This window comes from Pseudomonas iranensis (genome assembly GCF_014268585.2).
Classification (GTDB): domain Bacteria; phylum Pseudomonadota; class Gammaproteobacteria; order Pseudomonadales; family Pseudomonadaceae; genus Aquipseudomonas; species Aquipseudomonas iranensis.
In genome coordinates, this window is the sequence record NZ_CP077092.1 from 3,524,290 (window position 1) to 3,549,662 (window position 25,373).

Annotated in this window: 25 protein-coding genes and 1 pseudogene; 23 read left to right on the forward strand and 3 right to left on the reverse strand. The window is 57.9% G+C overall.

Annotation, left to right across the window (positions count from 1 at the left end; all coding sequences use genetic code 11):
* Positions 1 to 215: 215 nt before the first annotated feature.
* The 20 genes from HU724_RS15660 (at position 216) to HU724_RS15755 (ending at position 21,054) form a co-directional block, all read left to right on the forward strand.
* Positions 216 to 575, forward strand: coding sequence for a response regulator (locus tag HU724_RS15660; RefSeq protein WP_186569086.1), 360 nt, complete (start codon positions 216 to 218; stop codon positions 573 to 575).
* A 118-nt stretch (positions 576 to 693) separates the two neighbouring features.
* Positions 694 to 1,998, forward strand: coding sequence for a glycosyltransferase (locus tag HU724_RS15665; RefSeq protein ID WP_186569087.1), 1,305 nt, complete (start codon positions 694 to 696; stop codon positions 1,996 to 1,998).
* A 107-nt stretch (positions 1,999 to 2,105) separates the two neighbouring features.
* Positions 2,106 to 2,969: a PI-PLC domain-containing protein gene (locus tag HU724_RS15670; protein ID WP_186569088.1), complete on the forward strand. Its 864-nt coding sequence runs from the start codon at positions 2,106 to 2,108 to the stop codon at positions 2,967 to 2,969.
* An 89-nt stretch (positions 2,970 to 3,058) separates the two neighbouring features.
* Positions 3,059 to 3,964 (forward strand): AraC family transcriptional regulator, encoded by a 906-nt coding sequence (locus HU724_RS15675; RefSeq protein ID WP_056789758.1) that lies wholly within the window; start codon positions 3,059 to 3,061, stop codon positions 3,962 to 3,964.
* A gap of 343 nt (positions 3,965 to 4,307) precedes the next feature.
* Positions 4,308 to 5,618, forward strand: a complete 1,311-nt coding sequence (locus tag HU724_RS15680) for an ABC transporter substrate-binding protein (RefSeq protein ID WP_039761571.1) — start codon at positions 4,308 to 4,310, stop codon at positions 5,616 to 5,618.
* 156 nt (positions 5,619 to 5,774) lie between these two features.
* Complete coding sequence (locus tag HU724_RS15685; protein WP_186569089.1) at positions 5,775 to 6,701, forward strand: carbohydrate ABC transporter permease; 927 nt, start codon at positions 5,775 to 5,777, stop codon at positions 6,699 to 6,701.
* 8 nt (positions 6,702 to 6,709) lie between these two features.
* The gene (locus HU724_RS15690) at positions 6,710 to 7,540 is read left to right on the forward strand and encodes a carbohydrate ABC transporter permease (protein ID WP_016774872.1); all 831 of its coding nucleotides are present in this window, start codon (positions 6,710 to 6,712) and stop codon (positions 7,538 to 7,540) included.
* 167 nt (positions 7,541 to 7,707) lie between these two features.
* Complete coding sequence (locus HU724_RS15695; RefSeq protein ID WP_073476158.1) at positions 7,708 to 8,811, forward strand: ABC transporter ATP-binding protein; 1,104 nt, start codon at positions 7,708 to 7,710, stop codon at positions 8,809 to 8,811.
* A 15-nt stretch (positions 8,812 to 8,826) separates the two neighbouring features.
* Positions 8,827 to 10,299 (forward strand): mannitol dehydrogenase family protein, encoded by a 1,473-nt coding sequence (locus tag HU724_RS15700; protein WP_186569090.1) that lies wholly within the window; start codon positions 8,827 to 8,829, stop codon positions 10,297 to 10,299.
* Between the two features lie 204 nt (positions 10,300 to 10,503).
* Positions 10,504 to 12,000 carry a xylulokinase gene (gene xylB, locus HU724_RS15705; protein ID WP_186569091.1) on the forward strand — a complete coding sequence of 499 codons (1,497 nt, stop codon included), beginning with the start codon at positions 10,504 to 10,506 and terminating at the stop codon, positions 11,998 to 12,000.
* Positions 12,001 to 12,013: 13 nt separating this feature from the next.
* Positions 12,014 to 12,952 (forward strand): carbohydrate kinase family protein, encoded by a 939-nt coding sequence (locus HU724_RS15710; RefSeq protein WP_186569092.1) that lies wholly within the window; start codon positions 12,014 to 12,016, stop codon positions 12,950 to 12,952.
* Between the two features lie 44 nt (positions 12,953 to 12,996).
* Positions 12,997 to 13,617, forward strand: a complete 621-nt coding sequence (locus HU724_RS15715) for a transglycosylase SLT domain-containing protein (RefSeq protein WP_016774877.1) — start codon at positions 12,997 to 12,999, stop codon at positions 13,615 to 13,617.
* A gap of 275 nt (positions 13,618 to 13,892) precedes the next feature.
* A complete protein-coding gene (locus HU724_RS15720; RefSeq protein ID WP_186569093.1) occupies positions 13,893 to 15,986 on the forward strand; it encodes a type VI secretion system Vgr family protein in 2,094 nt (697 codons plus the stop codon).
* Positions 15,986 to 16,825 (forward strand): DUF4123 domain-containing protein, encoded by an 840-nt coding sequence (locus tag HU724_RS15725; protein ID WP_186569094.1) that lies wholly within the window; start codon positions 15,986 to 15,988, stop codon positions 16,823 to 16,825. The genes HU724_RS15720 and HU724_RS15725 overlap by 1 nt, the downstream gene beginning before the upstream one ends.
* Before the next feature lie 91 nt (positions 16,826 to 16,916).
* On the forward strand, positions 16,917 to 17,408 hold the full coding sequence (locus HU724_RS15730; protein ID WP_189691490.1) for a DUF3304 domain-containing protein: 492 nt from the start codon (positions 16,917 to 16,919) through the stop codon (positions 17,406 to 17,408).
* On the forward strand, positions 17,405 to 19,231 hold the full coding sequence (locus HU724_RS15735; protein WP_122603678.1) for a phospholipase effector Tle1 domain-containing protein: 1,827 nt from the start codon (positions 17,405 to 17,407) through the stop codon (positions 19,229 to 19,231). Before HU724_RS15730 ends, HU724_RS15735 begins: the two co-directional genes overlap by 4 nt.
* 59 nt (positions 19,232 to 19,290) lie before the next feature.
* Positions 19,291 to 19,788, forward strand: a complete 498-nt coding sequence (locus HU724_RS15740; protein ID WP_189691491.1) for a DUF3304 domain-containing protein — start codon at positions 19,291 to 19,293, stop codon at positions 19,786 to 19,788.
* 4 nt (positions 19,789 to 19,792) lie between these two features.
* On the forward strand, positions 19,793 to 20,233 hold the full coding sequence (locus tag HU724_RS15745; RefSeq protein ID WP_122603679.1) for a DUF3304 domain-containing protein: 441 nt from the start codon (positions 19,793 to 19,795) through the stop codon (positions 20,231 to 20,233).
* A 104-nt stretch (positions 20,234 to 20,337) separates the two neighbouring features.
* Positions 20,338 to 20,565, forward strand: coding sequence for a DUF2790 domain-containing protein (locus tag HU724_RS15750; RefSeq protein WP_186569133.1), 228 nt, complete (start codon positions 20,338 to 20,340; stop codon positions 20,563 to 20,565).
* 90 nt (positions 20,566 to 20,655) lie between these two features.
* Complete coding sequence (locus HU724_RS15755; protein ID WP_122746120.1) at positions 20,656 to 21,054, forward strand: hypothetical protein; 399 nt, start codon at positions 20,656 to 20,658, stop codon at positions 21,052 to 21,054.
* Here HU724_RS15755 and HU724_RS15760 read toward each other — a convergent pair.
* A complete protein-coding gene (locus HU724_RS15760; protein ID WP_016774885.1) occupies positions 21,051 to 21,320 on the reverse strand; it encodes a DUF1652 domain-containing protein in 270 nt (89 codons plus the stop codon). The genes HU724_RS15755 and HU724_RS15760 overlap by 4 nt on opposite strands.
* Before the next feature lie 369 nt (positions 21,321 to 21,689).
* Between HU724_RS15760 and eco the strand changes: the two genes are divergently transcribed.
* The gene (eco, locus tag HU724_RS15765) at positions 21,690 to 22,175 is read left to right on the forward strand and encodes a serine protease inhibitor ecotin (RefSeq protein WP_125926527.1); all 486 of its coding nucleotides are present in this window, start codon (positions 21,690 to 21,692) and stop codon (positions 22,173 to 22,175) included.
* A gap of 36 nt (positions 22,176 to 22,211) precedes the next feature.
* Here the strand turns inward: eco and ilvA are convergent.
* A pseudogene (ilvA, locus tag HU724_RS15770) lies at positions 22,212 to 23,201 on the reverse strand (threonine ammonia-lyase, biosynthetic); the annotation flags it as partial.
* Between the two features lie 250 nt (positions 23,202 to 23,451).
* Here ilvA and HU724_RS15775 point away from each other — a divergent pair.
* Positions 23,452 to 23,808 (forward strand): DUF2834 domain-containing protein, encoded by a 357-nt coding sequence (locus tag HU724_RS15775; protein WP_186569134.1) that lies wholly within the window; start codon positions 23,452 to 23,454, stop codon positions 23,806 to 23,808.
* A gap of 68 nt (positions 23,809 to 23,876) precedes the next feature.
* Complete coding sequence (locus HU724_RS15780) at positions 23,877 to 24,056, forward strand: hypothetical protein (protein ID WP_071172577.1); 180 nt, start codon at positions 23,877 to 23,879, stop codon at positions 24,054 to 24,056.
* 15 nt (positions 24,057 to 24,071) lie between these two features.
* Here HU724_RS15780 and HU724_RS15785 read toward each other — a convergent pair whose 3' ends face one another.
* Positions 24,072 to 25,373, reverse strand: a complete 1,302-nt coding sequence (locus HU724_RS15785; RefSeq protein ID WP_073476613.1) for an ATP-binding protein — start codon at positions 25,371 to 25,373, stop codon at positions 24,072 to 24,074.

Sequence of the window (25,373 nt, forward strand, 5' to 3'; positions counted from 1 at the left end):
CGCCATGGATCCATTTTTCTCACACAAATGAAGGCATTTTCCTACACGCGCCTGCGCATTGGACGACGCCAACGGTTATCCTTGCCGCACCGCACTGACCTGTTCTTTTTTGTATCAGCTCGGGAACTTGTGGCTATGCGCCACTTACTCATGCAAGAGTCCGGCAAAATTCGCTTGCCCGGTATCCCCCGATTTCAATTTTTGAGAGTCCTGCCATGTCTGCCAATGCCTCCACTATCCTTGTCGTAGAAGATGACGACATCGTGCGCATGCTCATCGTGGATGTGCTGGAGGAGCTGGAATACACGGTATTGGAGGCTGATGACGGCAACGCGGCACTCGAGATCCTTGCGAATCCTGGCAAAGCCATCGATTTGATGATGACCGACCACGGCCTGCCTGGCATGGATGGTCGCGAACTCTCTCAAAAGGCCCGTCAGCTGCGCCCTGCTCTGCCCATCCTGTTCGCCAGTGGTTATGCCGAGACTATCGAAGTACCCGGCGACATGCATGTCATCGGCAAACCTTTTTCGATTGACCAGTTACGCGACAAGGTCAAATCCATACTGGAATAGTCCTGCAGATCTACCAACATCAGGTGGAACCCGAGCGATCTTGATCAACCGGCACTGGCGATGAGCACACATCACTGTGGTTTAATTGCGCCCTTTTTTACGCGCCGAGAATTCAGTGATGTCCCACTCCGTTCCCACCAAAGTCCTGGTCATCGGCTACGTCTGGCCCGAGCCCCGCTCTTCGGCGGCCAGCGGGCATGTCATGCAGATTCTGGAAGCGTTCCTCGAGCAAGGCTGGGACATCACGTTCAGCAGCCCGGCCGGCCCCGGTGAACACAAGGCTGATCTGACGGCGCTGGGCATTCGCGAAGTATCGATCGAGCTCAACAACGGCAGTTTCGACACGTTCATTAGCGAGTTGGCCCCAGATATCGTGCTGTTCGATCAGTTCATGATGGAAGAACAGTTTGGTTGGCGGGTGGAGAAACACTGTCCGGACGCCCTGCGCATCCTGGAAACCTCCGACCTGCAAAGCCTGCGACATGCGCGTCATCAGCGTCTGAAAGACCGGCTGAAAAGCGACGACGAGCAGACTGATTTCACCGAACTGTTCGCACCGGCATTGCACGAAGAATTCCAGCTGATGGCGAGCACCGATCTGGCCAAACGGGAAATCGCTGCGCTGTACCGGTGTGATTTGAACCTGATGATTTCCGAAGTCGAGATCGACCTGCTGGTGGAGGAATTTGGCCTGCCTCGGCAAATCCTGCATTGGTGTCCGTTGATGATTGATCTTCCGGACACCGCCGCGCCAGGTTTCGAAGAGCGCGCGCATTTCCTCAGCATTGGCAACTTCCGTCACGCGCCAAACTGGGATGCCGTGCTCTGGATGAAGACCACGCTCTGGCCGCTGATCCGCGCGCGCTTGCCTCGCGCGCAACTGCATATCTATGGCGCCTATACGCCGCCCAAAGCCACCGCATTGCACAACCCGGCCCAAGGCTTTCACATCATGGACTGGGCCGAAGATGCGCTTGAAGTGATGTCCGCAGCGCGGGTCTGCCTTGCGCCATTGCGCTTTGGCGCGGGAATCAAGGGCAAACTGGTGGATGCCATGCTCTGTGGCACGCCAAGCGTAACGACACCGATCGGCGCCGAAGCCATGCACGGCGATGCTCCTTGGCCGGGAGCCGTTGCCCTGGACGCAAATACCTTCGCCGAACAGGCGGTGCAACTGTACGAAGATCCAGCGCGCTGGCAGCAGGCGCAGATTCAGGCTTCGGCACTTTTGCAGCAGCGTTATCAGCGCAGCGTACATGGCCCGCGTCTGATCAACCGGATAGATGATTGCCGACAACACTTGGCACAACTTAGAAACGACAATTTCACCGGCGCCATGTTGCGACATCACACACTCAAAAGCACTCAATACATGGCTCAATGGATCGAAGCGAAAAATCAGTTGAATCCAACAGAGCGTTGATCACATCAATTACATGACTTGCATTAAAAGTGAACTTTCGCAATAACACGAACATGCCTATAAACATCCTGCGCGCAACTAATCAATCACTTCGCAGGATATGCAACATGGAAAACTTCGACGATGTACCAACCCATCAATGGATGGCTGATTCACCACAAATCGATAATCTTTCGTTATTTGAAATGACCCTGCCCGGCGCGCATAACGCCGGTTGTGACTGGGAAGCGTCTTACGCCCTGATTCCCGGTAAAAACTGGCTTGCCTGCCAGGACGTTTCGTTTTATTCGCAGTTGAAGCGCGGTGCTCGCGCACTTGATGTACGCCTTGTTTACAACAGCAAGGCGAAACAACTGGCGAGATTCCGTTTCCAGCACAGTGGATTCAACTCTTCGCGAACGCTTGAAGACCTGATCAGGGACGTTAAGGGGTTTTATGAAAGTAGCCCGAACGAGTTTATCGTTCTGGACTTCCATGAACTTTCCAACGCTACAGATCCATTCAACCATGAGGAATTCAGAACAGCTCTGCTGGAGCACCTTGGGGAACGGATCATTCCCACCGAAAATCTGCATCTGACAATTGGCCAACTCAAAGCCATCGATCCATTGCAGCGCATTATGGTGGCTGCGCCGATGACCTGGGAAACCCTGGACTTCCGCTTTTATAGCCAGATCAATCACAAGTGGATCGGCAAATCACAGGTCAGCACCTCGGATCTTTATGGCTATATAGACAACGTACTGAGCACACCTGTCAGTACGCGCCGGCCGTGGTCGCTGTCGGCAACCAGCTACACACTGGGCGGGCCACAGCGAATCCTCGACAGTCTTGACGAGTGGTTCGACCCGGAAAAATCCGATTGGGCGCGCAAGTGCAACATCATCAATTTCGACTTCATCAAGAATTCGAATATCGTGCGCTTCTGCCAAATGGCCAACTTGCAAAAGGCCCGCGACAAGCTCAGCTGAGCGGTCTCCACGGACGGCCGATCGGAAGTGGCACAAATGGCAAAAAACGAGGCATGATCGCGCAGCGATAATAAAAAAAGTGCCTCGTCATGACCCGAACCGCTCGCGTGACCGACCCTTCCTACGAGTTGATGGACGACCATAACGGCTTGTCCATCATCTACCGCCAGCACGGCTTCCCCTGCCCGCTGGTGCGCTGGCATTTTCACAAGGAATACGAACTGCACCTGATCGTTGCCAGTTCCGGCAAAGTGTTCATCGGCGATTACATCGGCAATTTCTATCCGGAAACCCTGTTTCTGACCGGTCCCAACCTGCCGCACAACTGGATCAGCCAGGTCGCTGAAGATGAAGTGGTGGAGAAGCGCGACATGCTGGTCAACTTCACCGACGAACTGTTCGAGAGCGGCCATCAGGTGTTCGCTGAGCTGAAATCCCTGGCGCCACTGCTTGAGCGCGCGCAGTACGGCATCGAATTTCGCTGCAAGCGCACGATCCGTCAGGCCATGACGCTTATGCAGCGGATCGCCGACAGCACCGGCATCACCCGCCTCGGGCATTTTTTCATCCTGATGGAATTGCTTGCGGCCAGTGATGACTTCCAGTTGTTGTCCGGCGCCACCACCCCGCAACTGGCCGACGAACACAACATCGACCGCACCAACCGCGCGGTCGATTACATCTTCAGCCATTACGCGCGGGACATTTCACTGGAAGAAGTGGCCGAGCACCTGGGCATGACGCCGACCTATTTCAGCCGGGTATTCAAACAGGCCACCGGGCGCAACTTCATTGAATTCGTCAACCGCCTGCGCATCAGCAAATCCTGTGAGCTGCTGGCCGATGGCGACAAACCGGTGACCGAGGTGTGCTTCGAGTCGGGCTTCAACAATATTTCCAACTTCAATCGACGCTTCCAGCAACTCAAGGGCATGACGCCGTCGCACTATCGACGGCTGGCGGTGCAGCGGCTGACTGAACAGAATCATCTCTGACGACACGCCACCTGTGGGAGCGAGCCTACTCGCGAAAGCGTGCTGTCAGTCAAGAACCCTGTGACAGGCATATCGTATTCGCGAGCAGGCTCGCTCCCACAATAAACCGTGCCCCGACTCGCGAAAATCTGTACGCATTCGCTAACGGTCCCTCGCGCAAAACCCCTTCCCTGCGTTCACCCAACCAAACCCCAGTGCAAAAAAGTATCAACAAAAGTGCTAGGGATGATTTGTCAGCCCCGCCGTTGAAGGCTGTAATCAGCGCAGATTCTTCCTGCATTCGGAAGACACAAAAACAATAACTGTCCTTCTGCCCCGTCGGGTGTCAGAAAAGGAGTGCACGATGCAACCCACTGCAAAAGCTCTGCTCGCTCTCACCTGCATGACCCTCAGTAGCGTCAGCCTTGGCGCCCAGACCCTGACCATCGCCACCGTCAACAACAGCGACATGATCCGCATGCAGAAACTCTCGAAAACTTTCGAGAGCGAGCATCCGGACATCAAGCTCAATTGGGTGGTACTGGAAGAAAACGTCCTGCGTCAGCGCCTGACTACGGACATCGCCACTCAGGGCGGCCAGTTCGACGTGTTGACCATCGGCATGTACGAAGCCGCACTCTGGGGCGGCAAGGGTTGGCTGGAGCCGATGAAGGACCTGCCGGCCAGTTACGCCCTCGACGACGTCTTCCCGTCGGTGCGTGAGGGCCTGTCGGTGAAGGGTTCGCTGTATGCGCTGCCGTTTTACGCGGAGAGTTCGATCACCTATTACCGCACCGACCTGTTCAAGGCAGCCGGGCTGACCATGCCGGAGCGGCCGACCTGGGAAGAGATCGCCGGGTTCGCGGAAAAGCTCACCCAGAAAGACAAAGAGCAATACGGCATCTGCCTGCGCGGCAAGGCCGGCTGGGGTGAGAACATGGCGCTGGTCACCACGGTCGCCAATGCTTACGGCGCGCGCTGGTTCGATGAGCAGTGGAAACCGGAATTCAGCGGCCCGGAGTGGAAAAACGCGCTGAATTTCTACGTCAACACCATGAAGAAATCCGGCCCGCCGGGCGCATCCAGCAACGGTTTCAACGAAAACCTCGCCCTGTTCAACAGCGGCAAATGCGCGATCTGGGTCGACGCCAGCGTCGCCGGCTCGTTCGTCACCGACAAGACCCAGAGCAAGGTCGCCGATCACGTCGGTTTCACCTTCGCTCCGCATCAGGTCACGGATAAAGGCTCGGCGTGGCTGTATTCGTGGGCGCTGGCGATTCCGACCAGCTCCAAGGCCAAGGACGCAGCAAAAACCTTCAGCGCCTGGGCCACGTCCAAAGAGTACGGCGAACTGGTTGCCAAGACCGATGGCATCGCCAACGTGCCGCCGGGCACCCGCGCTTCGACCTACAGCGACGCGTACATGAGCGCTGCGCCGTTTGCCAAGGTGACGCTGGAATCGCTGAAGGCCGCTGACCCGAGCAAGCCGACGCTGAAACCGGTGCCGTACATCGGCATTCAATTGGTGACCATTCCCGAATTCCAGGCAGTGGGCACCCAGGTCGGCAAGCTGTTCTCGGCTGCGCTGATCGGCCAGACCACGGTGGATCAGGCGCTGGCGGCGGCGCAGCAGACTACGGAACGCGAGATGAAGCGCGCGGGTTATCCCAAGTAAGCGCTGAACGACTTGCTCCTGCCTCTTGTGGGAGCGAGCCTGCTCGCGAAGGCGTCGTGTCAGCCAACACACATGACACTGATCCGGCGCTTTCGCGAGCAGGCTCGCTCCCACATGGGGATCTCCATAGGTCTGTATGACTCGGTTGTGAATGCCATGAATACTTCAACTGCCAAAGCCCACATCGAACTGTCGCCACCCCAGCGCAAGCTGCGCGTGCGCAATCCCGGCTGGTTTCTGGTCAGCCCCTCGGTGGCGCTGTTGCTGCTGTGGATGATCGTGCCGCTGGGCATGACCCTGTACTTTTCGATGATCCGCTACAACCTGCTCTACCCCGGCGAAAACGAATTCGTCGGGCTGGAGAACTTCACTTACTTCCTCACCGATTCGGGCTTCATGCCCGGCGCGACCAATACGTTGTTGCTGGTCGGTAGCGTGCTGCTGATCAGTGTGGTCTTCGGTGTGTTGATCAGCGCGTTGCTGGAGGCCAGCGAATTCCTTGGGCGCGGCCTGGTGCGGGTGATGCTGATCTCGCCGTTCTTCATCATGCCCACCGTCGGCGCGTTGATCTGGAAGAACCTTATTTTCCACCCGGTCTCGGGGATCCTCGCCTACATCTGGAAGCTGTTCGGTGCGCAACCGGTGGACTGGCTGGCGCACTACCCGCTGCTGTCGATCATCATCATTGTTTCGTGGCAATGGCTGCCCTTCGCGATCCTGATTCTGATGACCGCCATGCAGTCGCTGGATCAGGAACAGAAAGAAGCCGCGCGCCTCGATGGTGCCGGTCCGATCGCGATCTTCTGGCACCTGACCCTGCCGCACCTGGCGCGGCCGATCGCCGTGGTGGTGATGATCGAAACGATCGTCCTGCTCTCGGTGTTCGCCGAAATCTTCACCACCACCAACGGCGGCCCCGGCTACGCCTCGACCAACCTCGCCTACCTGATCTACAACCAGGCGCTGGTGCAGTTCGATGTCGGCATGGCCTCGGCGGGCGGCTTGATTGCCGTGGTCATCGCCAACATCGCCGCGATCATTCTGGTGCGGATGATCGGCAAAAACCTGACTGACAAAGCGTGAGGCCTGCCATGACCCTCCAACAATCCCGCCGCCTGCAAAGCCTGCTGCTCGGCACCCTGGCCTGGGCCATCGCGATCGTGATTTTCTTCCCGATCTTCTGGATGGTGATGACCAGTTTCAAGAGCGAAATCGACGCTTTCGCCACGCCGCCGCAGTTCATCTTCACGCCCACGCTGGAGAACTACCTGCACATCAACGAGCGCAGCGACTATTTCAGCTTCGCCTGGAACTCGGTGGTGATCTCGTTCAGCGCCACGGCCCTGTGCCTGTTGATCGCGGTGCCGGCGGCCTACTCGATGGCGTTCTACGAAACCCAGCGCACCAAAGGCACGCTGCTGTGGATGCTCTCGACCAAGATGCTGCCGCCGGTGGGCGTGCTGATGCCGATCTACCTGCTGGCCAAGAGTTTCGGCCTGCTCGACACGCGCATTGCGCTGATCGTGATCTACACGCTGATCAACCTGCCGATCGTGGTCTGGATGGTTTACACCTACTTCAAGGACATCCCCAAAGACATCCTCGAAGCCGCCCGCCTCGACGGTGCGACGCTGTGGCAGGAAATGGTTCGCGTGCTGCTGCCGATCGCCAAGGGCGGCCTCGCCTCGACCGTGCTGCTGTCGCTGATCCTGTGCTGGAACGAGGCGTTCTGGTCGCTGAACCTGACCTCATCGAATGCTGCACCGCTGACCGCTTTGATCGCCTCGTATTCAAGTCCCGAAGGGCTGTTCTGGGCCAAGTTGTCGGCGGTCTCGACCCTGGCCTGTGCGCCGATTCTGATCTTTGGCTGGATCAGCCAGAAACAACTGGTGCGCGGGCTGTCGTTTGGGGCCGTGAAATGAAGCCTCTCAATCTAATGCGATTCACTGTGGGAGCGAGCTTGCTCGCGAAAGCGGAGCGTCATCCAACAATGATGGTGACTGACACGGCCCCATCGCGAGCAGGCTCGCTCCCACAGTCGGAATGTGCGGCTGGTTCAATCGAATAATAAATTGCGGAGGCCCATCTCATGGCCAACCTGAAAATCAAGAATCTGCAAAAAGGCTTCGAAGGCTTTTCCATCATCAAGGGTATTGACCTTGAGGTGAACGACAAGGAATTCGTGGTCTTCGTCGGCCCCTCGGGTTGCGGCAAATCCACCCTGCTGCGCTTGATCGCCGGCCTTGAAGAGGTCAGCGGCGGCACCATCGAACTCGATGGCCGCGACATCACTGAAGTCAGCCCGGCCAAGCGTGATCTGGCGATGGTGTTCCAGACCTACGCGCTGTACCCGCACATGACTGTGAAAAAGAACATGTCGTTCGCCCTCGATCTGGCCGGCGTGCCGAAAGCCGAGGTCGAGCGCAAAGTTGGCGAAGCGGCGCGGATTCTCGAGCTCGGGCCGATGCTCGAGCGCAAGCCGAAACAGCTCTCCGGCGGCCAGCGCCAGCGCGTGGCGATCGGCCGTGCCATCGTGCGCAACCCGAAGATTTTCCTCTTCGATGAGCCGCTGTCGAACCTCGACGCGGCGTTGCGCGTGCAGATGCGTCTGGAGCTGCTGCGCCTGCACAAGGACCTGCAAGCAACGATGATCTACGTGACCCACGATCAGGTCGAAGCGATGACCATGGCCGATAAAGTCGTGGTGCTCAATGGCGGCAGGATCGAACAGGTCGGCTCGCCGCTGGACCTGTATCACAACCCGGCCAATCTGTTTGTCGCAGGCTTTCTCGGCACGCCGAAAATGGGTTTCCTCAAAGGCAAGATTGCCCGCATCGACGGCGCCAGCTGCGAAGTTTCGCTGGACGCCGGCACGCGCATCACCCTGCCGTTCAACGCCGCCAACCTCAGTGTCGGCAGCGCAGTCACGTTGGGTATTCGCCCTGAACACTTGGAGCTGGCACAACCCGGCGACTGCACGTTGCAGGTGACTGCCGATGTCAGCGAACGCCTTGGCAGCGATACCTTCTGCCACGTCACCACCAGCGCCGGTGAAGCCCTGACCATGCGCGTGCGCGGCGATCTGGCCAGCCGTTATGGCGAGCAATTGAGCCTGCGCCTGGACCCGACTCACTGCCACCTGTTCGACGCTGAAGGTGTGGCGCTGACTCGCCCACTGCGCGCTGCCGCCTGATTTCGAGACTATCCGATGAAACTCAACCAACAGAACCTCAACCGCCTCGCCGCCCAAGTGCAACTGCCGGGCTACAACCTGAGCGACACGCGCCATGGCATCGCCCACATCGGCGTCGGCGGTTTCCACCGCGCGCACCAGGCGTATTACACCGATGCCTTGATGAACACTGGCGAAGCGCTGGACTGGGCAATCTGTGGCGTCGGCCTGCGACCGGAAGATCGCCGTGCCCGCGATGATCTGCGCGAGCAGGATTACCTGTTCACTTTGTTTGAACTGGGCGACAGCGATGACACCGAAGTGCGCGTCATCGGCGCGATCCGCGACATGCTGCTGGCCGAAGATGGCGCGCAAACGCTGATCGACAAACTCGCCGAACCGCAGATCCGCATCGTTTCGCTGACCATCACCGAGGGCGGTTACTGCATCGACGACAGCAGCGGCGAATTCATGGCGCATCTGCCGCAGATTCAACACGACCTCGCCCATCCCGAAGCGCCGGGCACCGTGTTCGGCTTCCTTTGCGCCGCATTGGCCAAACGCCGTGCTGCGGGCGTTCCGGCATTCACTGTGATGTCCTGCGATAACCTGCCGCACAACGGCGCGGTCGCGCGCAAGGCGCTGCTGGCGTTCGCCGCGCTGCGTGATCCGCAATTGCGCGACTGGATCGACCAGAACGTCAGCTTCCCCAACGCCATGGTCGATCGCATCACGCCGATGACCAGCACCGCGCATCGCCTGCAACTGGCCGACAAACACGGCGTCGACGATGCCTGGCCGGTGGTCTGCGAACCGTTTGTGCAGTGGGTGCTGGAAGACAAATTCGTCAACGGCCGCCCGGCGTGGGAAAAGGTCGGCGTGCAGTTCACCGACGATGTGTCGCCGTACGAAGAGATGAAAATCAAACTGCTCAACGGCAGTCACCTGGCGCTGACGTATCTGGGCTTTCTCAAGGGCTATCGCTTCGTCCACGAGACCATGAACGATCCGCTGTTCGTGCGGTACATGCGCGCTTATATGGATCTGGATGTCACGCCGCAGTTGGCGCCGGTGCCGGGCATTGATCTGAGCGAATACAAGGACACGCTGGTGGCGCGGTTTTCCAATCAGGCGATTGCCGATCAACTGGAGCGCGTGTGTTCGGATGGCTCGTCGAAGTTTCCCAAGTTCACCGTGCCGACGATCAATCGGCTGATTGCCGATGGCCGCGAGACCAAACGCGCGGCACTGGTCGTCGCGGCGTGGGCGTTGTATTTGAAGGGCGTGGATGAGAATGGCGATACGTATTCGCTTCCGGACCCGCGAGCGGCGTTTTGCCAGGGGCTGGTGGCGGACGATGGGTTGATCACCGAACGCCTGTTGGGCGTGGAAGAGATTTTCGGCACGGCGATACCGAAGTCGGCGGAGTTTGTTGCAGCGTTCGAGTGGTGCTGCCAGAGTTTGCGCGAGGTTGGGGTTTCGCGGACTTTGGAACGGGTGCTCGGCTGAAAAGCCCCTCACCCTAGCCCTCTCCCGGAGGGAGAGGGAACCGACCGCGTGGTTCTTCCGTTATTCATCGACCTGAAATTCCGAGTCGAATACAGAGTGTGAAAGGCATGAAAATCTGCTCCCTTTCCCCCTCGCCCCCTTGGGGGAGAGGGCTGGGGTGAGGGGGTAGCTCTTGATCTTCAGCGCAATCTGACAGGCCCATATATGACAACAACAAAGCTCTTCCTGGGTATCGACTGCGGCACCCAAGGCACCAAAGCGATCATCCTCGATGCCGACAGCGGTCAGGTGCTCGGGCTGGGCGCGGCGCCGCACACGATGATCAGCGGCGCCAACGGCCGCCGCGAACAAGACGTCCAGCAGTGGCTCGACGCTTTCGTCAGCGCGACCCGCGAAGCGCTGCAAGCGGCCAGTGTCGACGGCCAGGCGATCCTCGGCGTCGGCGTCTCCGGGCAGCAACACGGCCTGGTCCTGCTCGATGAGCAAGGCGAAGTGCTGCGCCCGGCCAAGCTCTGGTGCGACACCGAAACCACGCCTGAAAACGACCGTTTGCTCGCGCAACTGGGCGGCGAGCAAGGTTCACTGGAACGCCTCGGCGTGGTCATTGCGCCGGGCTACACGGTGTCGAAACTGCTCTGGACCAAAGAGCAGCATCCCGACGTGTTCGCACGCATCGCCCGAATTCTGTTGCCCCACGACTACCTCAATTACTGGCTCACCGGCCGCGCCTGCAGCGAATACGGCGACGCCTCCGGCACCGGCTATTTCAACGTGCGCACGCGGCAATGGGATGTGCAGATCCTGCGCGACATCGACGCCACTGGACGTCTGCAAACCGCCCTGCCCGAGCTGATCGACGCGTACGCCGCCGTGGGCACGATCCTCCCAGCGATTGCCGAGAAGCTGGGCATCAACCCCAACGCCGTGGTTTCAAGCGGCGGTGGCGACAACATGATGGGCGCCATCGGCACCGGCAATATCCAGCCCGGCGCGATCACCATGAGCCTCGGTTCGTCCGGCACGGTCTACGCCTATTCGGAGGCGCCGACTGTCAGCGCCGATGCCTCGGTCGCGACGTTCTGCTCCTCCAGCGGCGGCTGGCTGCCGCTGATCTGCACCATGAACCTGACCAACGCTACCGGCGCGATTCGCGAGCTGTTCAACCTCGACCTGCCGACCTTCAACGAACGGGTCGCGCAATCACCGATCGGCGCCGAAGGCGTAAGCATGCTGCCGTTTCTCAACGGCGAACGCGTCCCCGCCCTGCCCCACGCCACCGGCAGCCTGCATGGCCTGACCATGGACAACCTGACCCAAGCCAACCTGTGCCGCGCCGCTGTCGAAGGCACCACCTTCGGTTTGCGCTACGGGCTGGATTTGCTCCGCCAGAATGGTTTACAAAGCCTGCGCATTTGCCTGATCGGCGGCGGCTCGAAGAGCGCGGTGTGGCGGCAGATCGTCGCCGACATCATGAACGCTCCGGTGATCTGCACCGAACAGAGCGAAGCCGCCGCACTGGGTGCGGCGATTCAAGCGGCGTGGTGCGCGTCGCGCTCTAACGGCGATGATGTCTCCCTGGCCGAGCTGTGCGAGCGCTGCGTGAAACTCGACACGGGCAGCGAAACCCTGCCGATCGCCGCCAATGTCGCGGCGTTCCAGCAGGCCTACGAACGCTATCAACAGCATGTCGCAACCCTATAACGAGCAAACAACTATGTACCTGGTGTGTGGCGAAGCCCTGTTTGATTTCTTCAGCGAAAACGATGCCAGTGGTCTGGCCTCGAAAGTCAATTTCAAGGCGATTGCCGGCGGCTCGCCGTTCAACGTCGCCGTAGGACTGCGCCGCTTGGGCGTGGACTCGGCGCTCTTCGGTGGGCTGTCCACCGACTACCTCGGCCGGCGTTTGCAGCAAGTCCTGCAGGACGAAGGTGTGCGCCCGGATTATCTGGTGGATTTCGCCGCGCCGACCACCCTGGCGATGGTCGCGGTGGGCGCCAATGGTTCGCCGCATTACAGCTTTCGTGGCGAAGGCTGCGCCGATCGGCAACTGAGCGAGGCGCATCTGCCGACACTTGGCGACGAGGTTCGCGGCCTGCACATCGGCTCGTTTTCGCTGGTGGTGCAGCCGATTGGCGACACACTGCTGAAACTGGTCCAGCGCGAAAGCGGCAAACGCCTGATCAGCCTCGACCCCAACGTGCGCCTCAACCCCGAGCCGAACATCAATCTGTGGCGCGAGCGCATCGCCACGCTGGTGCAACTCGCTGATCTGATCAAAGTCAGCGACGAGGACCTGAGCCTGCTCTATCCCGAGCAGGATCCGCAAAACGTGATTGAAGGCTGGCTCGAACATCGCTGCCAGATCGTCTTCCTGACGCGTGGTGGCGACGGCGCAACAGTGTTCAGTCGCGCCCATGGCTCGTGGTCGGTACCGGCGAATCCGGTGAAGATTGCCGATACGGTAGGCGCTGGCGACACCTTCCAGGCCGCGCTGATCACCTGGCTGACCGAGCACTCGCTGGACTCGGTCGAAGGCGTGCAGCAGCTCAGTCGAGAGCAAATCGACGGCATGCTCAGGTTCGCCGTACAAGCCGCCGCACTGACCTGCAGCAAAACCGGTCCGGATTTGCCCTATCGTCATCAATTGAGCTGAGCGCGTAGACTGTCGGCCTTTTTGCGCACGACGGAAAACAGCTCTTGAATCACAGGCACATCCTCGCCCTTCTGACCCTGGCCACCCTGCTGAGCGGTTGCGGCACCTCGCCGCCCCGCTCGCCGGAAGACATCTGCGCAATCTTCCGCGAGAAAAGCGACTGGTACGACGCTGCGCAAGTCACCCAGAAACGCTGGGGCGTGCCGATCCAGGTGCCTTTCGCGATCATGTATCAGGAATCCGGCTACCGCTACGACGCCAAGACGCCGCGCAAATACCTGCTTTGGGTGATTCCGTGGGGCCGCGTCTCGACCGCTTCCGGTTATGCGCAAGCCAAGGATGAAGTCTGGGCCGACTACCAGAAAAGCACCGGCCGCAACTGGGCCGATCGCGAAGACTTCGACGACGCCATCGACTTCGTCGGCTGGTACATGGACAAGACCACCTCGATCAACGGCGTGTACAAATACGACGCCTATAACCAGTACCTGAACTACCACGAAGGCTGGGGCGGCTTCCGCAACAAGACCTACGCGAGCAAAGCCTGGCTACCGCCGACCGCGCGCAAGGTGCAGAACCGTTCGGATCTGTATGCGCAGCAATATGCCGGCTGCAAGGAAGACCTCAATCGCGGGTTCTGGAGCCGGTTCTGGCATTGGTTGTAGAAGCCGTTCGCGAGCAGGCTCGCTCCCACGGGACCTTAGTGAACGCCGATTTTGTTTACACCCGAGAAACCTGTGGGAGCGGGCTTGCCCGCGATGGCAATCTCTCAAACACCATCAAAGTCTATGAAAGGCCCGATTTCACTGACCCAAACCGCCCTCCTAAGGGTTTTCCCTATGGCATCAAGGCCCCACACCTACGCCATTTGCGCCTTGAATGAGGCCGTCTAATCCTGCAACATCCATCACCTGCTTATTCAACGGACGGAATTCAAGGCATGCTGGACGCCAATGCAACCCACATCACCCTCTCGATCGAAGACGCCAACGCCGACCTGCAAGTCCTCAGCTTCACCGGTCGCGAAGCCCTCAACGAACCGTTCCGTTTCGACCTCGAACTGGTCAGCGCCCGCCCCGACCTGAAGCTCGAAGAGCTGCTGCACAAGCGCGCCTGCCTGACGTTCGGCGCCACCGGCGAAGGCAAGATTCACGGTCAGGTCTATCGCATCGAGCAGGGCGACTCCGGCAAGACCCTGACCCGCTACAGCATCAGCCTGATGCCGCAACTGGCCTATCTGCAGCACAACCATGATCAGCAGATCTTCCAGCAACTGACGGTGCCGAAAATCATCGCCCAGGTGTTGGAAGATCGCGGCATTCTCTCCGACGCCTACAGCTTCCAGCTCGGCGCCGAGTACCCGGAACGCGAGTATTGCGTGCAATACGATGAGTCCGACCTGCACTTCATCCAGCGTCTGTGCGAAGAGGAAGGCATTCACTTCCACTTCCAGCACAGCAGCAGCGGCCACAAACTGGTGTTCGGCGACGACCAGACCGTATTCCGCAAACTGAAGCCGGTCAGCTACCAGCAGGACTCCGGCATGGCTGCGGAGAAACCGGTGATCAAGCGCTTCAACCTGCGCCTGGAAACCCGCACCACCCGCGTCAGCCGTCGCGACTACGATTTCGAAAAACCCAAGCTGCTGCCCGAAGGCGCGGTCAAATCCGAATTCGCCCCGGACCTGGAAGACTACGATTACCCCGGCCGCTTCACCACCCGCGAGCGCGGCAAGTTCCTCTCGACCCGCGCCCTCGAACGCCATCGCAGCGACTACAAACTCACCGAAGGCAAAGGTGATGAACCGACGCTGACCAGCGGCCATTTCCTCACACTCGCCGAACATCCGCGCGCCGAGTGGAACGACCTCTGGCTGCTGCTGGAAGTCTTCCACGAAGGCAAACAACCGCAAGTGCTCGGCGAAAACGTCACCAGCGACGTCACCGACAACAAAAGCGATTTCCATCAGGGCTACCGCAACAGCTTCCTCGCCACCCCGTGGGACGCGCACTACCGCCCTGCCCTCGAACATCCGAAACCGAAAGTCCTCGGCAGCCAGACCGCCGTCGTCACGGGTCCTGCCGGTGAAGAAATCCACTGCGACCAGTACGGCCGCATCAAAGTGCAGTTCCACTGGGACCGCGACGGCCAGTCCGACGACAAAACCACCTGCTGGATGCGCGTCGCCAGCGGCTGGGCCGGCGCAGCCTACGGCGGCATCGCCATCCCGCGCATCGGCATGGAAGTCCTCGTCACTTTCCTCGAAGGCGACCCCGACCAGCCTCTCGTCACCGGCTGCCTGTACCACAAGGAAAACGTCGTCCCCTACGACCTGCCGGCCAACAAGACCCGCAGCACCTTCAAAACCCTCAGCTCCCCGGGCGGCAAGGGCTACAACGAATTCCGCATCGAAGACAAAAAAGGCGCTGAACAGATCTACATCCACGCCCAGCGCGACTGGGACGAAAACATCGAACACGACCAGAAAATCCGCGTCGGCAACGAACGCCACGACACTGTTGAAGCCAATGTGCTGAGCGAGTTCAAGGTCGAAGAGCACCGCATCACCCATCTGGACCGCATCAGCGAAATGCGCGCGGATGATCACCTGACGGTGGGTGTGACGCAGCATGTGAAGGTGGGGACTGGGCAGTTTGTTGAGGCTGGGACGGAGATTCACTATCACGCTGGTGACAAGGTGGTGGTTGAGGGTGGCATGGAGCTGACCGCCAAGGCTGGTGGGAGTTTTGTGAAGGTTGATGCGGGTAGTGTGACCATCAGCGGCACGGAAGTGAAGGTGAATTCGGGTGGTGGTCCGGGAGCCGGTACCGGCATTCAGATCCTCGCCCCATTCATTCCGGGACTCGCAGCCATTGATAACGCCGGACGCCTGATGCAAACCCGCGCTAACCAGATGATGCAGGCGGAGTCCCTCGCCGTGACGCCGAAACTCAAAGCACCTACCGGCATCTGCGTCGAATGCCTGAAAAAAGCCATGCGTGAAAAACTCGCCCTGCAATCGGGGGCCAATTGATGACAAAGAGTGACGCAGCTAAAGCCTGGAGCGAAGCGCAAAAGAACGCTCAGTCGATATTCGCGATCGTTGAGATCGGCCTGTTGCCAGAACCCGATCGATTGCAGTTCGTCAGAGCTGACCCGTCACGACGGCCGTTGATGGTGCAACCGGAATTCGCCGAACTGCGCAACTACGGCCCGTGGCTGGTCGACGTTAGCCACATGGATTTCGAAGCCTTTCTCGCTCACGAACACTTCACCGGCTGCACCGCAATGGCCAGTTGGATTCGTACCGACTGCCCAGCCGACAAGCTCGCCGCTCACCTGAGTGATGCGTTGCTGGCAAAAAATGAAGCTGGCGAAGTCCTGATGATCCGTAGCTACGCGCCAGAAGTGCTGCCGATGCTGTACGCACGCGATGATCTGTCTTGGCATGCTTGGCTGTTTGGCCCACTGCAGGAGTGGTGGGTGCCCACAGAAGAAGATCAATGGCACTCTCTGAAGGGCCTCAACCTTGAAAAGCCCGGAAGATACGAGCCTATTTTTCTTGACGCAAAGCTGTGGACGGACATGGAGATCGATCCCCTGCCCTACAGCCTCACTACTGAACTGGAAAAAGAAGCGCCTGAAGTGTTTGCCAGCACCTGCCACGGTGCACGGTTGAAGCAAGTGAAAGAAGCGCTGGACGCTGGCCGCAGTGAAGGTTTAACAGACGCGGAAGACGTCACTCTCTTTGCCAGCCTGCAATTGATGGACCGCGAATTTCCGTCGAACTGGCCGATGTGGGAGAAGGCGAAAGAACGGGCAATTGGAGAGAGGTTGCCGCTTGGTGTGGTGATGCGAGAGTTGTCGGAGTGAGTGTCGAGATGAGCATGTTGATCAGCACTTTCTGTCTGTCTCAAGTTTTCTGGATATTCAAGATGCATTGCTGGATAAGGAATTTACGTAAATGACCGTGGCCATGAATACTAAGCGGCAAAAAATCTGGCGTCGCCGCAATCTTGTCATCGGGGTATTCGTTTTACTGCTGCCTTTCATTGGATCGTATCTTTATAACCAGTTTCGTACGCCGGGTGCGATGTTGACATCTGCGAACTATATGGATCGGCCTATTCTAAGCTTTTGGATAAACGATTTCTGGGGCGGAAATCTCGCCGCAATGGGAGGCGGCGGCACTATGTGCTGCAAAAAAATTCAAGGGCCTACTGTAAAAGTAACTTGGATTCTTAGCCGAACTGGAGAGCAACTCCGTCAAGGGGTAAAAAAAGAAACTCATGAAAGAATTCTTCCCTTACCTGAACGTCAGAGGACAGATGAATTTCTTCACGTACGATTCCTTCCTGGAAATATCGTAGAACTGAAATGGAGTCCTGACCTCGTTAGCCCATTCGAAAAATTCCATAGATCTTCAACCAGTCCGGAGCAAGGAAGCCTGAAATGAGCGGAAACTCTAATCTAGATCGTGCTCAGACGGTCAGTACAAAAGCTTGCGCAGTTACTGACGGGCAGAAAAAATCAGTTTTGCCCTGCGAGTCCACGCTACACATCTCATTTTTTTTTGATGGGTTCGGTCGAAATTCGGTCAACGATATTCAGGAAGGTAACCTAAGCAATGTGGCCCGCCTGTTTTTCGCACATCCGGATGACACTGGCCAAGACAGAATTCAAACAAATGTGGATCGCCGCAGATTCTACATATCCGGTCTAGGGTCTGACTTCGATGCGTCACTCGGCGGCGGCGCTGCTACCAGCGGGGCTGGCATTGATGGCGCGTTGAGCCGAGCCAAAGACAGTGCTTTGAAATCCCCCGAAGACACTTTCAGTAAGAGCCCACTTGATGCAGCAAAAGATATTCTCACGGGTAAAAAATGGTGGGAATCTTTGTTAAACAACCTGAAGGTTGGCAATGTCATCTCCGGAGCCATTAAAGCCGCAGCGCCGGCGGGGCTAGATCTTTTCGGAATAACTCGAGACAACGAGTATACCGCTACTTTTTTCAAAACAGGCGTTGATACGCGACTTGAGGCAGCATTTAAAGTCGTAGAAAAGACACTCGCTGATGCAAGAGAAAAAAGTGGCGCGCCTGTAAAGCGTATTTCCATCTCTGTCTTTGGATATGACTTCGGGGCGAGTCTTGCTCGAGCATTCACCCATAAACTGTTCGAAGAGTGTGATCCCGCAACAAATGTTTTTAAAGGCGCCCAACTCGAAGTGAATTTCGCCGGATTGTTTGACGCGGTGGATCGAAGCGGCGACAGCTCTATTTTACTGGAATATTTCATCCCGTTTGTGAACATTGTGGATGACGGCGAGTGCCTCGCTGGGCCCGTTAAATCTGCGCTTCATCTTGTTGCCGCCCATGAGTGCCAGGATTCTCGCCGCTCCAGGCTGATCGGCACTGGTCCGTCCACTCCTAAATGGGAGGAACGATTAGTACCAGGGACGAGCTACGACGTGGGAGGCGGTTTGAAAAAAACCGACGTCGCTCATAGCACGGAGCTTCAACTAGCAAGTTTGCATGAAATGTATCAAGCTGCCCGAAAGGCAGGAGTTCCCTTTCCTACACTTGACGAATTGCATGAGAGCCAGCCAGATATCGCCGAGTATTTCATACTGAACGATCATATCAACGGCGCAAGCGCGATCGGCGCGAGCAAAGATTACATGAGTAAAGCGGGTAATAAAAAAGTATCTGCTGAAAGCTTCCTAGCCCATCGTCGATTGTATATCCAACGTTTGCGTGGTTTATGGGAGTTGTATCGTGGGCAGCATCAAGCATATGACGACCAAGAAGAGCGCCTGCAACGTCCTATTTTTAGCAAACAAGGCTCAATCGCACGAGCGCTAGGGATGAGCAGCGAAAGCGCCGCTCAAGCAGCAAAACGCGATCAGGCTCTCAAGCAAACTCAGCAAGGCAAGGCTGCCCTCCGCGCCGAGCTAAGTTGGCTTGAGGACGTAGACCGCGAAGCCTGGAGGTTGAAAACCAGCTTCCCATCTGCCCCAGTAAAAGCACTGCTAGACGAGTGGTTCGCTGCTGTCCCTAAAGGCCTTAGTTTCGACGTTGAAGATCTACTCGAATTTTACGTAAACGATCAATACATGATCCAACAGATACCTCGGGGCACGGGTATTCCGATACCTAAATACTTTCGCGTTCGAGAGTTCGACATGCCGAGCCTGAATAAAACCAAAGGCATGGCCCCCGACTATCTGGAACAGATGATGCGGAAACCTTCAGCAGAGGCTCCCGGTGCATCAACCTAAACTCAGGAAGATTCATTTCAGTCTCAAAGACTCAATATTGCTTTTCTAGTTTGGATTTCATGCGCTTGATAGATATTGCTGCGGACGCACGTCGAAAACGAACATGGCGAAGAAGGCGAATAGCCGTTGCTTTACTAGCTTTGCTGATTAGCTACGCCACCCCAAAAATCATTAATCTATTTCGTACGCCCGGCGCCATGCTGACATCAGAAAATTACACAGACCGCCCAATTTTCAGTTTTTGGGTAAATGACTTTTGGGGCGGCAATCTGTTCGCAATGGGCGGCGGTGGAATAATGTGCTGCTCCAAATTTGAGGGAGACACAGCTAAAGTCACCTGGATATTGGACATAACCCAACAGCAGCAAATACAGGGCTCGGTAGAAGAGCGCCATGAACTTCAGCTTTCGCTTCCCCAGCGCGGCCCGCACGATCAGTACCTGCATGTGCGCTTTGATCCGGGTTATAAAGTACGGCTCGGATGGAGTCCTGACTTGTTTAGCCCATTTGAACCCCGACCAACCAAGACGGTGTCGGGAAGCATTGAGGCGCAGTAAAAATATGCGATTCAGCCAAGCGCCCATATCCAGTCGCACGAAGATAGTGATCTGCGTGACAGTGCTGCTGGCCGCTTTTGTGACATCTCTAATTCATGACCGTGTTCGTACGCCCGGGGCTGCCCTTACATCCCACAACTACACTGATCGTCCCATTGGCAGCTATTGGGTAAATGGTCACTGGGGCGGTAACGGAGGCGTGACCTGCTGTTGGAGCATCGATGGCAACACCGCTAAAGTTGCGTGGATTCTGAGCATGTCTAAAGCTCAAGAGGACCAAGGGATGAAGATCGAAAGACACGAAGTGCAAGTGCACTTACCCTCACGCAACCGCGGCGATGACACGTTGCATGTCTATTTTCTTCCGAACAATCGTATCGAGTTGATGTGGGCATCGACGGTGCTGGATCCGCTTCGTCACGAAACGGAAATCTTGCCACGCTGAAACACGGGTCGTTTCTCACTCCCTCCCGTGGCCACGTCCAATCATTTTCTCATCAAACCGGCGCCTTCCAGCTCAACATCTGCTGCTGCGCCACCTGCAGCAAATTGAACATTCGCGCTTTATCGCTCAGCGTCGCCCTCGCCTGCATCGCATTTGCCGGGCTGGCCCAGGCCAATGACACTTCTGCTACATCCAAGGTGGTGTCGTTGACTGAGCCACCAACGCAATTGTGCAAAGTGGTTACGGCCGATATGAAGTACATCGACAAAGCCGGTAATCCCGAGGAAATCAGCTACCGGAAATTGTCTGACGCATGCCGTCAGCAGAACTGACAGACGCTTCTGATTTTCCGCTTGGCCATAGGCGTGGGGTGGCTTCGGCGGTTATGCTCGGGGCCTTCCCTACTGCCGCAAGGATTGGCCATGCAGTTGTCGTTCCGCACGTTGTCGAGCTTCACTTCAATCCTGTGTTTTCTGCTGGCGCTGGTCTGGGGATTTTTTCCGGAGGTGTTGCTGGCGATCTGGAGTATTGGCTATTCGGAAGGCACCGGCGTAGTCGCAAGGCGCAGCGCGGTGCTGTTTGCGGCGTTGGGGGTGATGTTTTATTTGCTGCGCAATGCTCCGCCGTCAGCGGCACGCAGTGCACTGAGCAATGGTTTTATCGTCGGTTGTTTCGGTTTGGCGGCGTTGGGTTTTGGCGAATGGCTCAATGGTCATGCCGGCCCCGGGATCTTGCTCGCGGTGCTGGTCGAGTTCGCGCTGGGCCTGGGTTTCGTGCAGGCCCGGCGCGTGACGGTCGAACTGGGTGAAACGGTGGGTTAAACGGCTCGAGAACGAGCGCTGGTTTGATGTGTCGTGGTTTGTTGCGCGAGGTCGGAACGCAGGCCAGCGACCAGGTTGTTGATTTCACGGCAGCTGTTCAGGCGGCTGGCGTCGATTCCGCTGACGTAGAGATCGGCTTGGTCGGTCCGATGGTCGCCAAACACTTTGACGGACATCGACAAGTCGGGTGACAGCGTGCACTGGCAGCGTTTCGGCAGGAAGCTGCTTTCAATGATATTGCGTAATTCCAAGGCAGATAAAAACATGGCGAACCCTCTCCTTTCTGTGCGATTGCCAATCAAGTATTCACGCTGACCCTTCGCTGCGCCTTCACGGGTGTGCCCCCGCTGTTTCCGTGGTGCGGCAAGTGGTGGTACTGCGAAATGCCCATTGGAGTGTAGGCGCCCAAATCCGGTGCGCCTCACCGGAAGAACGCATAAAACGTGCCTTTGATCGGTTCGTTTGGCGCCCTGCAAAATCAAGCACTTGGAAACATGGCCAGTATCCTGCTATTTGCAGAATGCATGAACCGACCGCCCGTCCACTGCAATCTGCAATCTCCGGCTGAATTTGCTTTCGAAGACCATGACGGCAAGAATGTCTCCCATTGCAATTCAACCCGCACGGAGGCTTCCATGAATTCCTTACGCATTTGCGCGATCACTGGGCTGTTAATCGCCAATCTTTCCACCCTCGCCCACGCCGCCAAGCTCGAAGACGTGGCGCCGTATCCCAAAGCCGAAGCCGGGTTTACCCGTCAGGTCATCCATCTGCCGAAACAAGAGCAGGAAGAGAATTTCCAGGTTGAAATTCTCGCCGGCAAAACCCTCGAAGTGGATTGCAATCGCCAGCGTCTGGGCGGTGTTCTCGATGAAAAGAACCTGCAAGGCTGGGGCTATCCGTTCTATCGCCTGGAAAAGGTCATCGGCCCGATGAGCACGATGATGGCCTGCCCGCCCGGCAGCCAGAAAAAGCGCGCTTTCGTTCCGGTTGTCGGTGACGGCTTCATGTTGCGCTACAACAGCAAGTTGCCAGTCGTGGTGTACGCGCCATCGGACGTCGAAGTGCGCTATCGCATCTGGTCGGCGTCGGAAAAAGTCGGCACCGCCCTGCAGGAATAACCCGAGCGCTTGTTACGCCGGCACGCCGCAAGCAGCGGCGCGCTCGGCGACATGGCGCAGGCTGTCGAAGTTGATGTTGGCCCCGGAGTCGATGGCGACGAATGTCTGATCGCGAGCGCCGCTGCGCGCCACGTACTGCTTGATCCCCGCCACGGCCAGCGCCCCCGACGGTTCAGTGATCGAACGGGTATCGTCGTATATATTCTTGATCGCGGCGCAGAGCTCGTCATTGCTGACCGTGATTACTTCATCTACGCAGAAGCGGCAAACCTCAAAGCCATACGCGCCGATCTGCGCCACCGCTACGCCATCGGCAAAGGTACCGACGCTTGGTAGAACCACCCGCTCGTCCGCGCGCAAAGCGGCTTGCAGACAGGCCGAATGTTCGGATTCGACGCCAATGATCCGCACTTCCGGGCGCAGGTATTTGACGTAGGCCGCGATACCGGCGATCAAGCCTCCGCCGCCGACCGGGATAAAGATCGCATCCAGCGCGCCTTGATGCTGGCGCAGTATTTCCATCGCCACGGTGCCTTGTCCGGCGATCACTTCGGGATCATCGAACGGTGAAACGAACGTGCATCCGGTGTGTTCAGCCAAATGCAACGCGTGGGCCAGAGCAAACGGGAAACTCTCGCCATGCAGCAGTGCTTCGGCACCGCGACTGCGCACGCCGAGGACTTTGAGCTCAGGGGTGGTAGACGGCATGACGATCGTCGCGCAGATGCCCAACTCCCGTGCCGCCAGCGCTACACCCTGCGCGTGATTACCCGCCGATGCAGTGATCACTCCCCGCGCTCTCTGCTCTTCGCTCAGTTGCACGAGTTTGTTGTAAGCACCACGGATCTTGAAAGAGAACGTCGGTTGCAGATCTTCGCGCTTGAGCAAGATCCGGTTGCCCATTGTTTCAGACAACGCTGGCGCAAACTGCAATGGCGTACGCACCGCAATGTCGTACACCGGCGCGGCCAGAATCTTTTTCACGTAGTGCTCAAGCAGTGCTTGCTGGTCGGGGCAGTGCGGCATGGTCGTCTCCTGACATTTTTCAGAACCCCGGAGACAGAAAGTAAAAACCCGCCTCTAGGGCGGGTTGGGTGCTGCAGTCGTGAGCTAGCCCGCCAAATGAGGAATGGCGGTGATAATGCTTGGCTGGCGGCGCGATACGGTGAAAGTCATGGGCTGGAAATTAGCCTGCCGGCGGATGACAAGTCAATGGTCAATTGTGCTTCGCGCCGGTAGGCTGGCGATTCTGCTCATCACACCAAGGAAGGAAAGCATGATGTCCATCGCCCTGCCTCTCACCGCTTTGCTCGCGTTCAGTGGGTACACAGTTTCGGTAATGCTCCAGGCTGAACAGTCACTGATCGACTTCGGCATCAGCCTCATGTCACGACCAGACACCGCGCAGGTAGTCATCGATCTGTACCTGCTGGCGACACTGGCCGGTGTTTGGATGGTCAAGGACGCCCGGTCTCGGGGACGCTCCGTCTGGTCGGTAGTGCCTTATTTGCTGCTGACCACCGTGTTCGTTTCAGTGGGGCCGCTGTTGTACCTGGTGATTCGCGGAATTCAGGAACGGCGCAAATCTGCCGCTGCGCCGTCGGCCCAGCCTCACAATTTTGAATCTTCCTGAGAACTGAACAGTCACTGCAAATGAGAACAACAACTTCCGCTCCAAGCCGATGAACGTGGAGATTGACCATGAACATTCGCCAAGTGCTGTTCGCCGTCCCGCTGCTGGTCGCCGCCCTGGCCAGCCCTGCTGTTTTCGCCGTCGATGAAAGCGACGCCGTCAAGAAACCCGAATGCCCAAAAGGCCAGGTGTGGGACAGTAAAACCCAGCAATGCGTGTTGCAGACCAGCGGCACAACGCAGCCCTGATTTCCTTCATACGGTTCAGGCCGTGGCCGGCAACCACAGCCTGAATCGCGCGCCACCCAACGGCGAACTCTCAACGGTCAGCGTGCCGCCCTGCGCTTCCAGTGCGCGGCGGCTGATCGCCAGACCGAGGCCGAATCCGCCGGTCGCGCGATCACGGCTGCGGTCGAGCCGATAGAACGGTTCAAAGATCCGCTCGCGCTCGTCGTCGGGAATGCCGATGCCATCGTCGTCAACCCATATCTCACAACCGCCAGCAATGACCTGCACGCCAATCTGAATGCGCTTTTCGCAATAGCGCATGGCATTGCGCAACAGGTTCTGGATGGCCCGGGCGGTCAGGCGCGGGTCCAGCGCAAAGCGTTCGAGCTGACCGTGCAGCAGGACGTCGATCACAATTTCCGGCGATTCCAGTTCCTCGTCGACGCTGCCCAGAATGCTGTCGATGAACTCGTCCAGCGACACCTCGATGCGCTCGGGCGATTGCGCCGGATTCTGCAAGCGGCTGTAAGAGAGCAATTCCAGTACCAGTTCATCCAGCTCACGAATATGTGCGACCAAACTCTGCAAGCGCTCGCGGCTGGCGGCTGGCAAGTCTTCGGACAACGCCAGCGCCAGGCCGAAATCCAGACGCGTCAACGGCGTACGCAGCTCATGGGAAACGGCGTTCAGCAGATCACGTTGCTGGTTGAGCAGGTTCTCGATATCGCCGGCCATGGTGTCGAACACGTTGGCGAGGCTGCCGATGTTCGAACTCGGTGCTATTCTGGTCCGCTCGCTCAAGTGTCCTTTGCCAAAGCGTTCGGCGGTCCCTTTCAGGCGCTCCAGATCGCGCCAGTGCGGACGCAGCCAAAGCAACAGGCAGCCGAGCAACATGGCGCCGATCAGCACGTTGATGCTCCAGTACAACAGATCGACGTCGACCGGATCGGGCGGCACGACCATGCGCACGGCCATGTCCGCATTCAGCGGAGTTACCGCCAATGTTCGCCAGCCCCAGTCGCCGATGCGCACCACGTTTTCACCACGGTGCAGACGTTCCTGCTCGATGGGCGTGAACACCGGGTCGTCGATTGGCGTCAGGACGATGTGCAGCGGCTGGAATTCCTTGTCCATCGCCGCTGCAATCTCCGGCCACTGCTCTTGCGGCGCAGCATGAAACTGCTTGGTGATCAGCGATTGCAGACCTCGGGAAAAGTCGAGGTTGTAGGTGACGAAGCGATCCCGGAAGGCCATGACCACCAGATCCGGCACCAGATAGATCGCCGCGCTATAGGAGACGATCGTCACCAGATACAGGCGAAACAGAATGCGAAACAT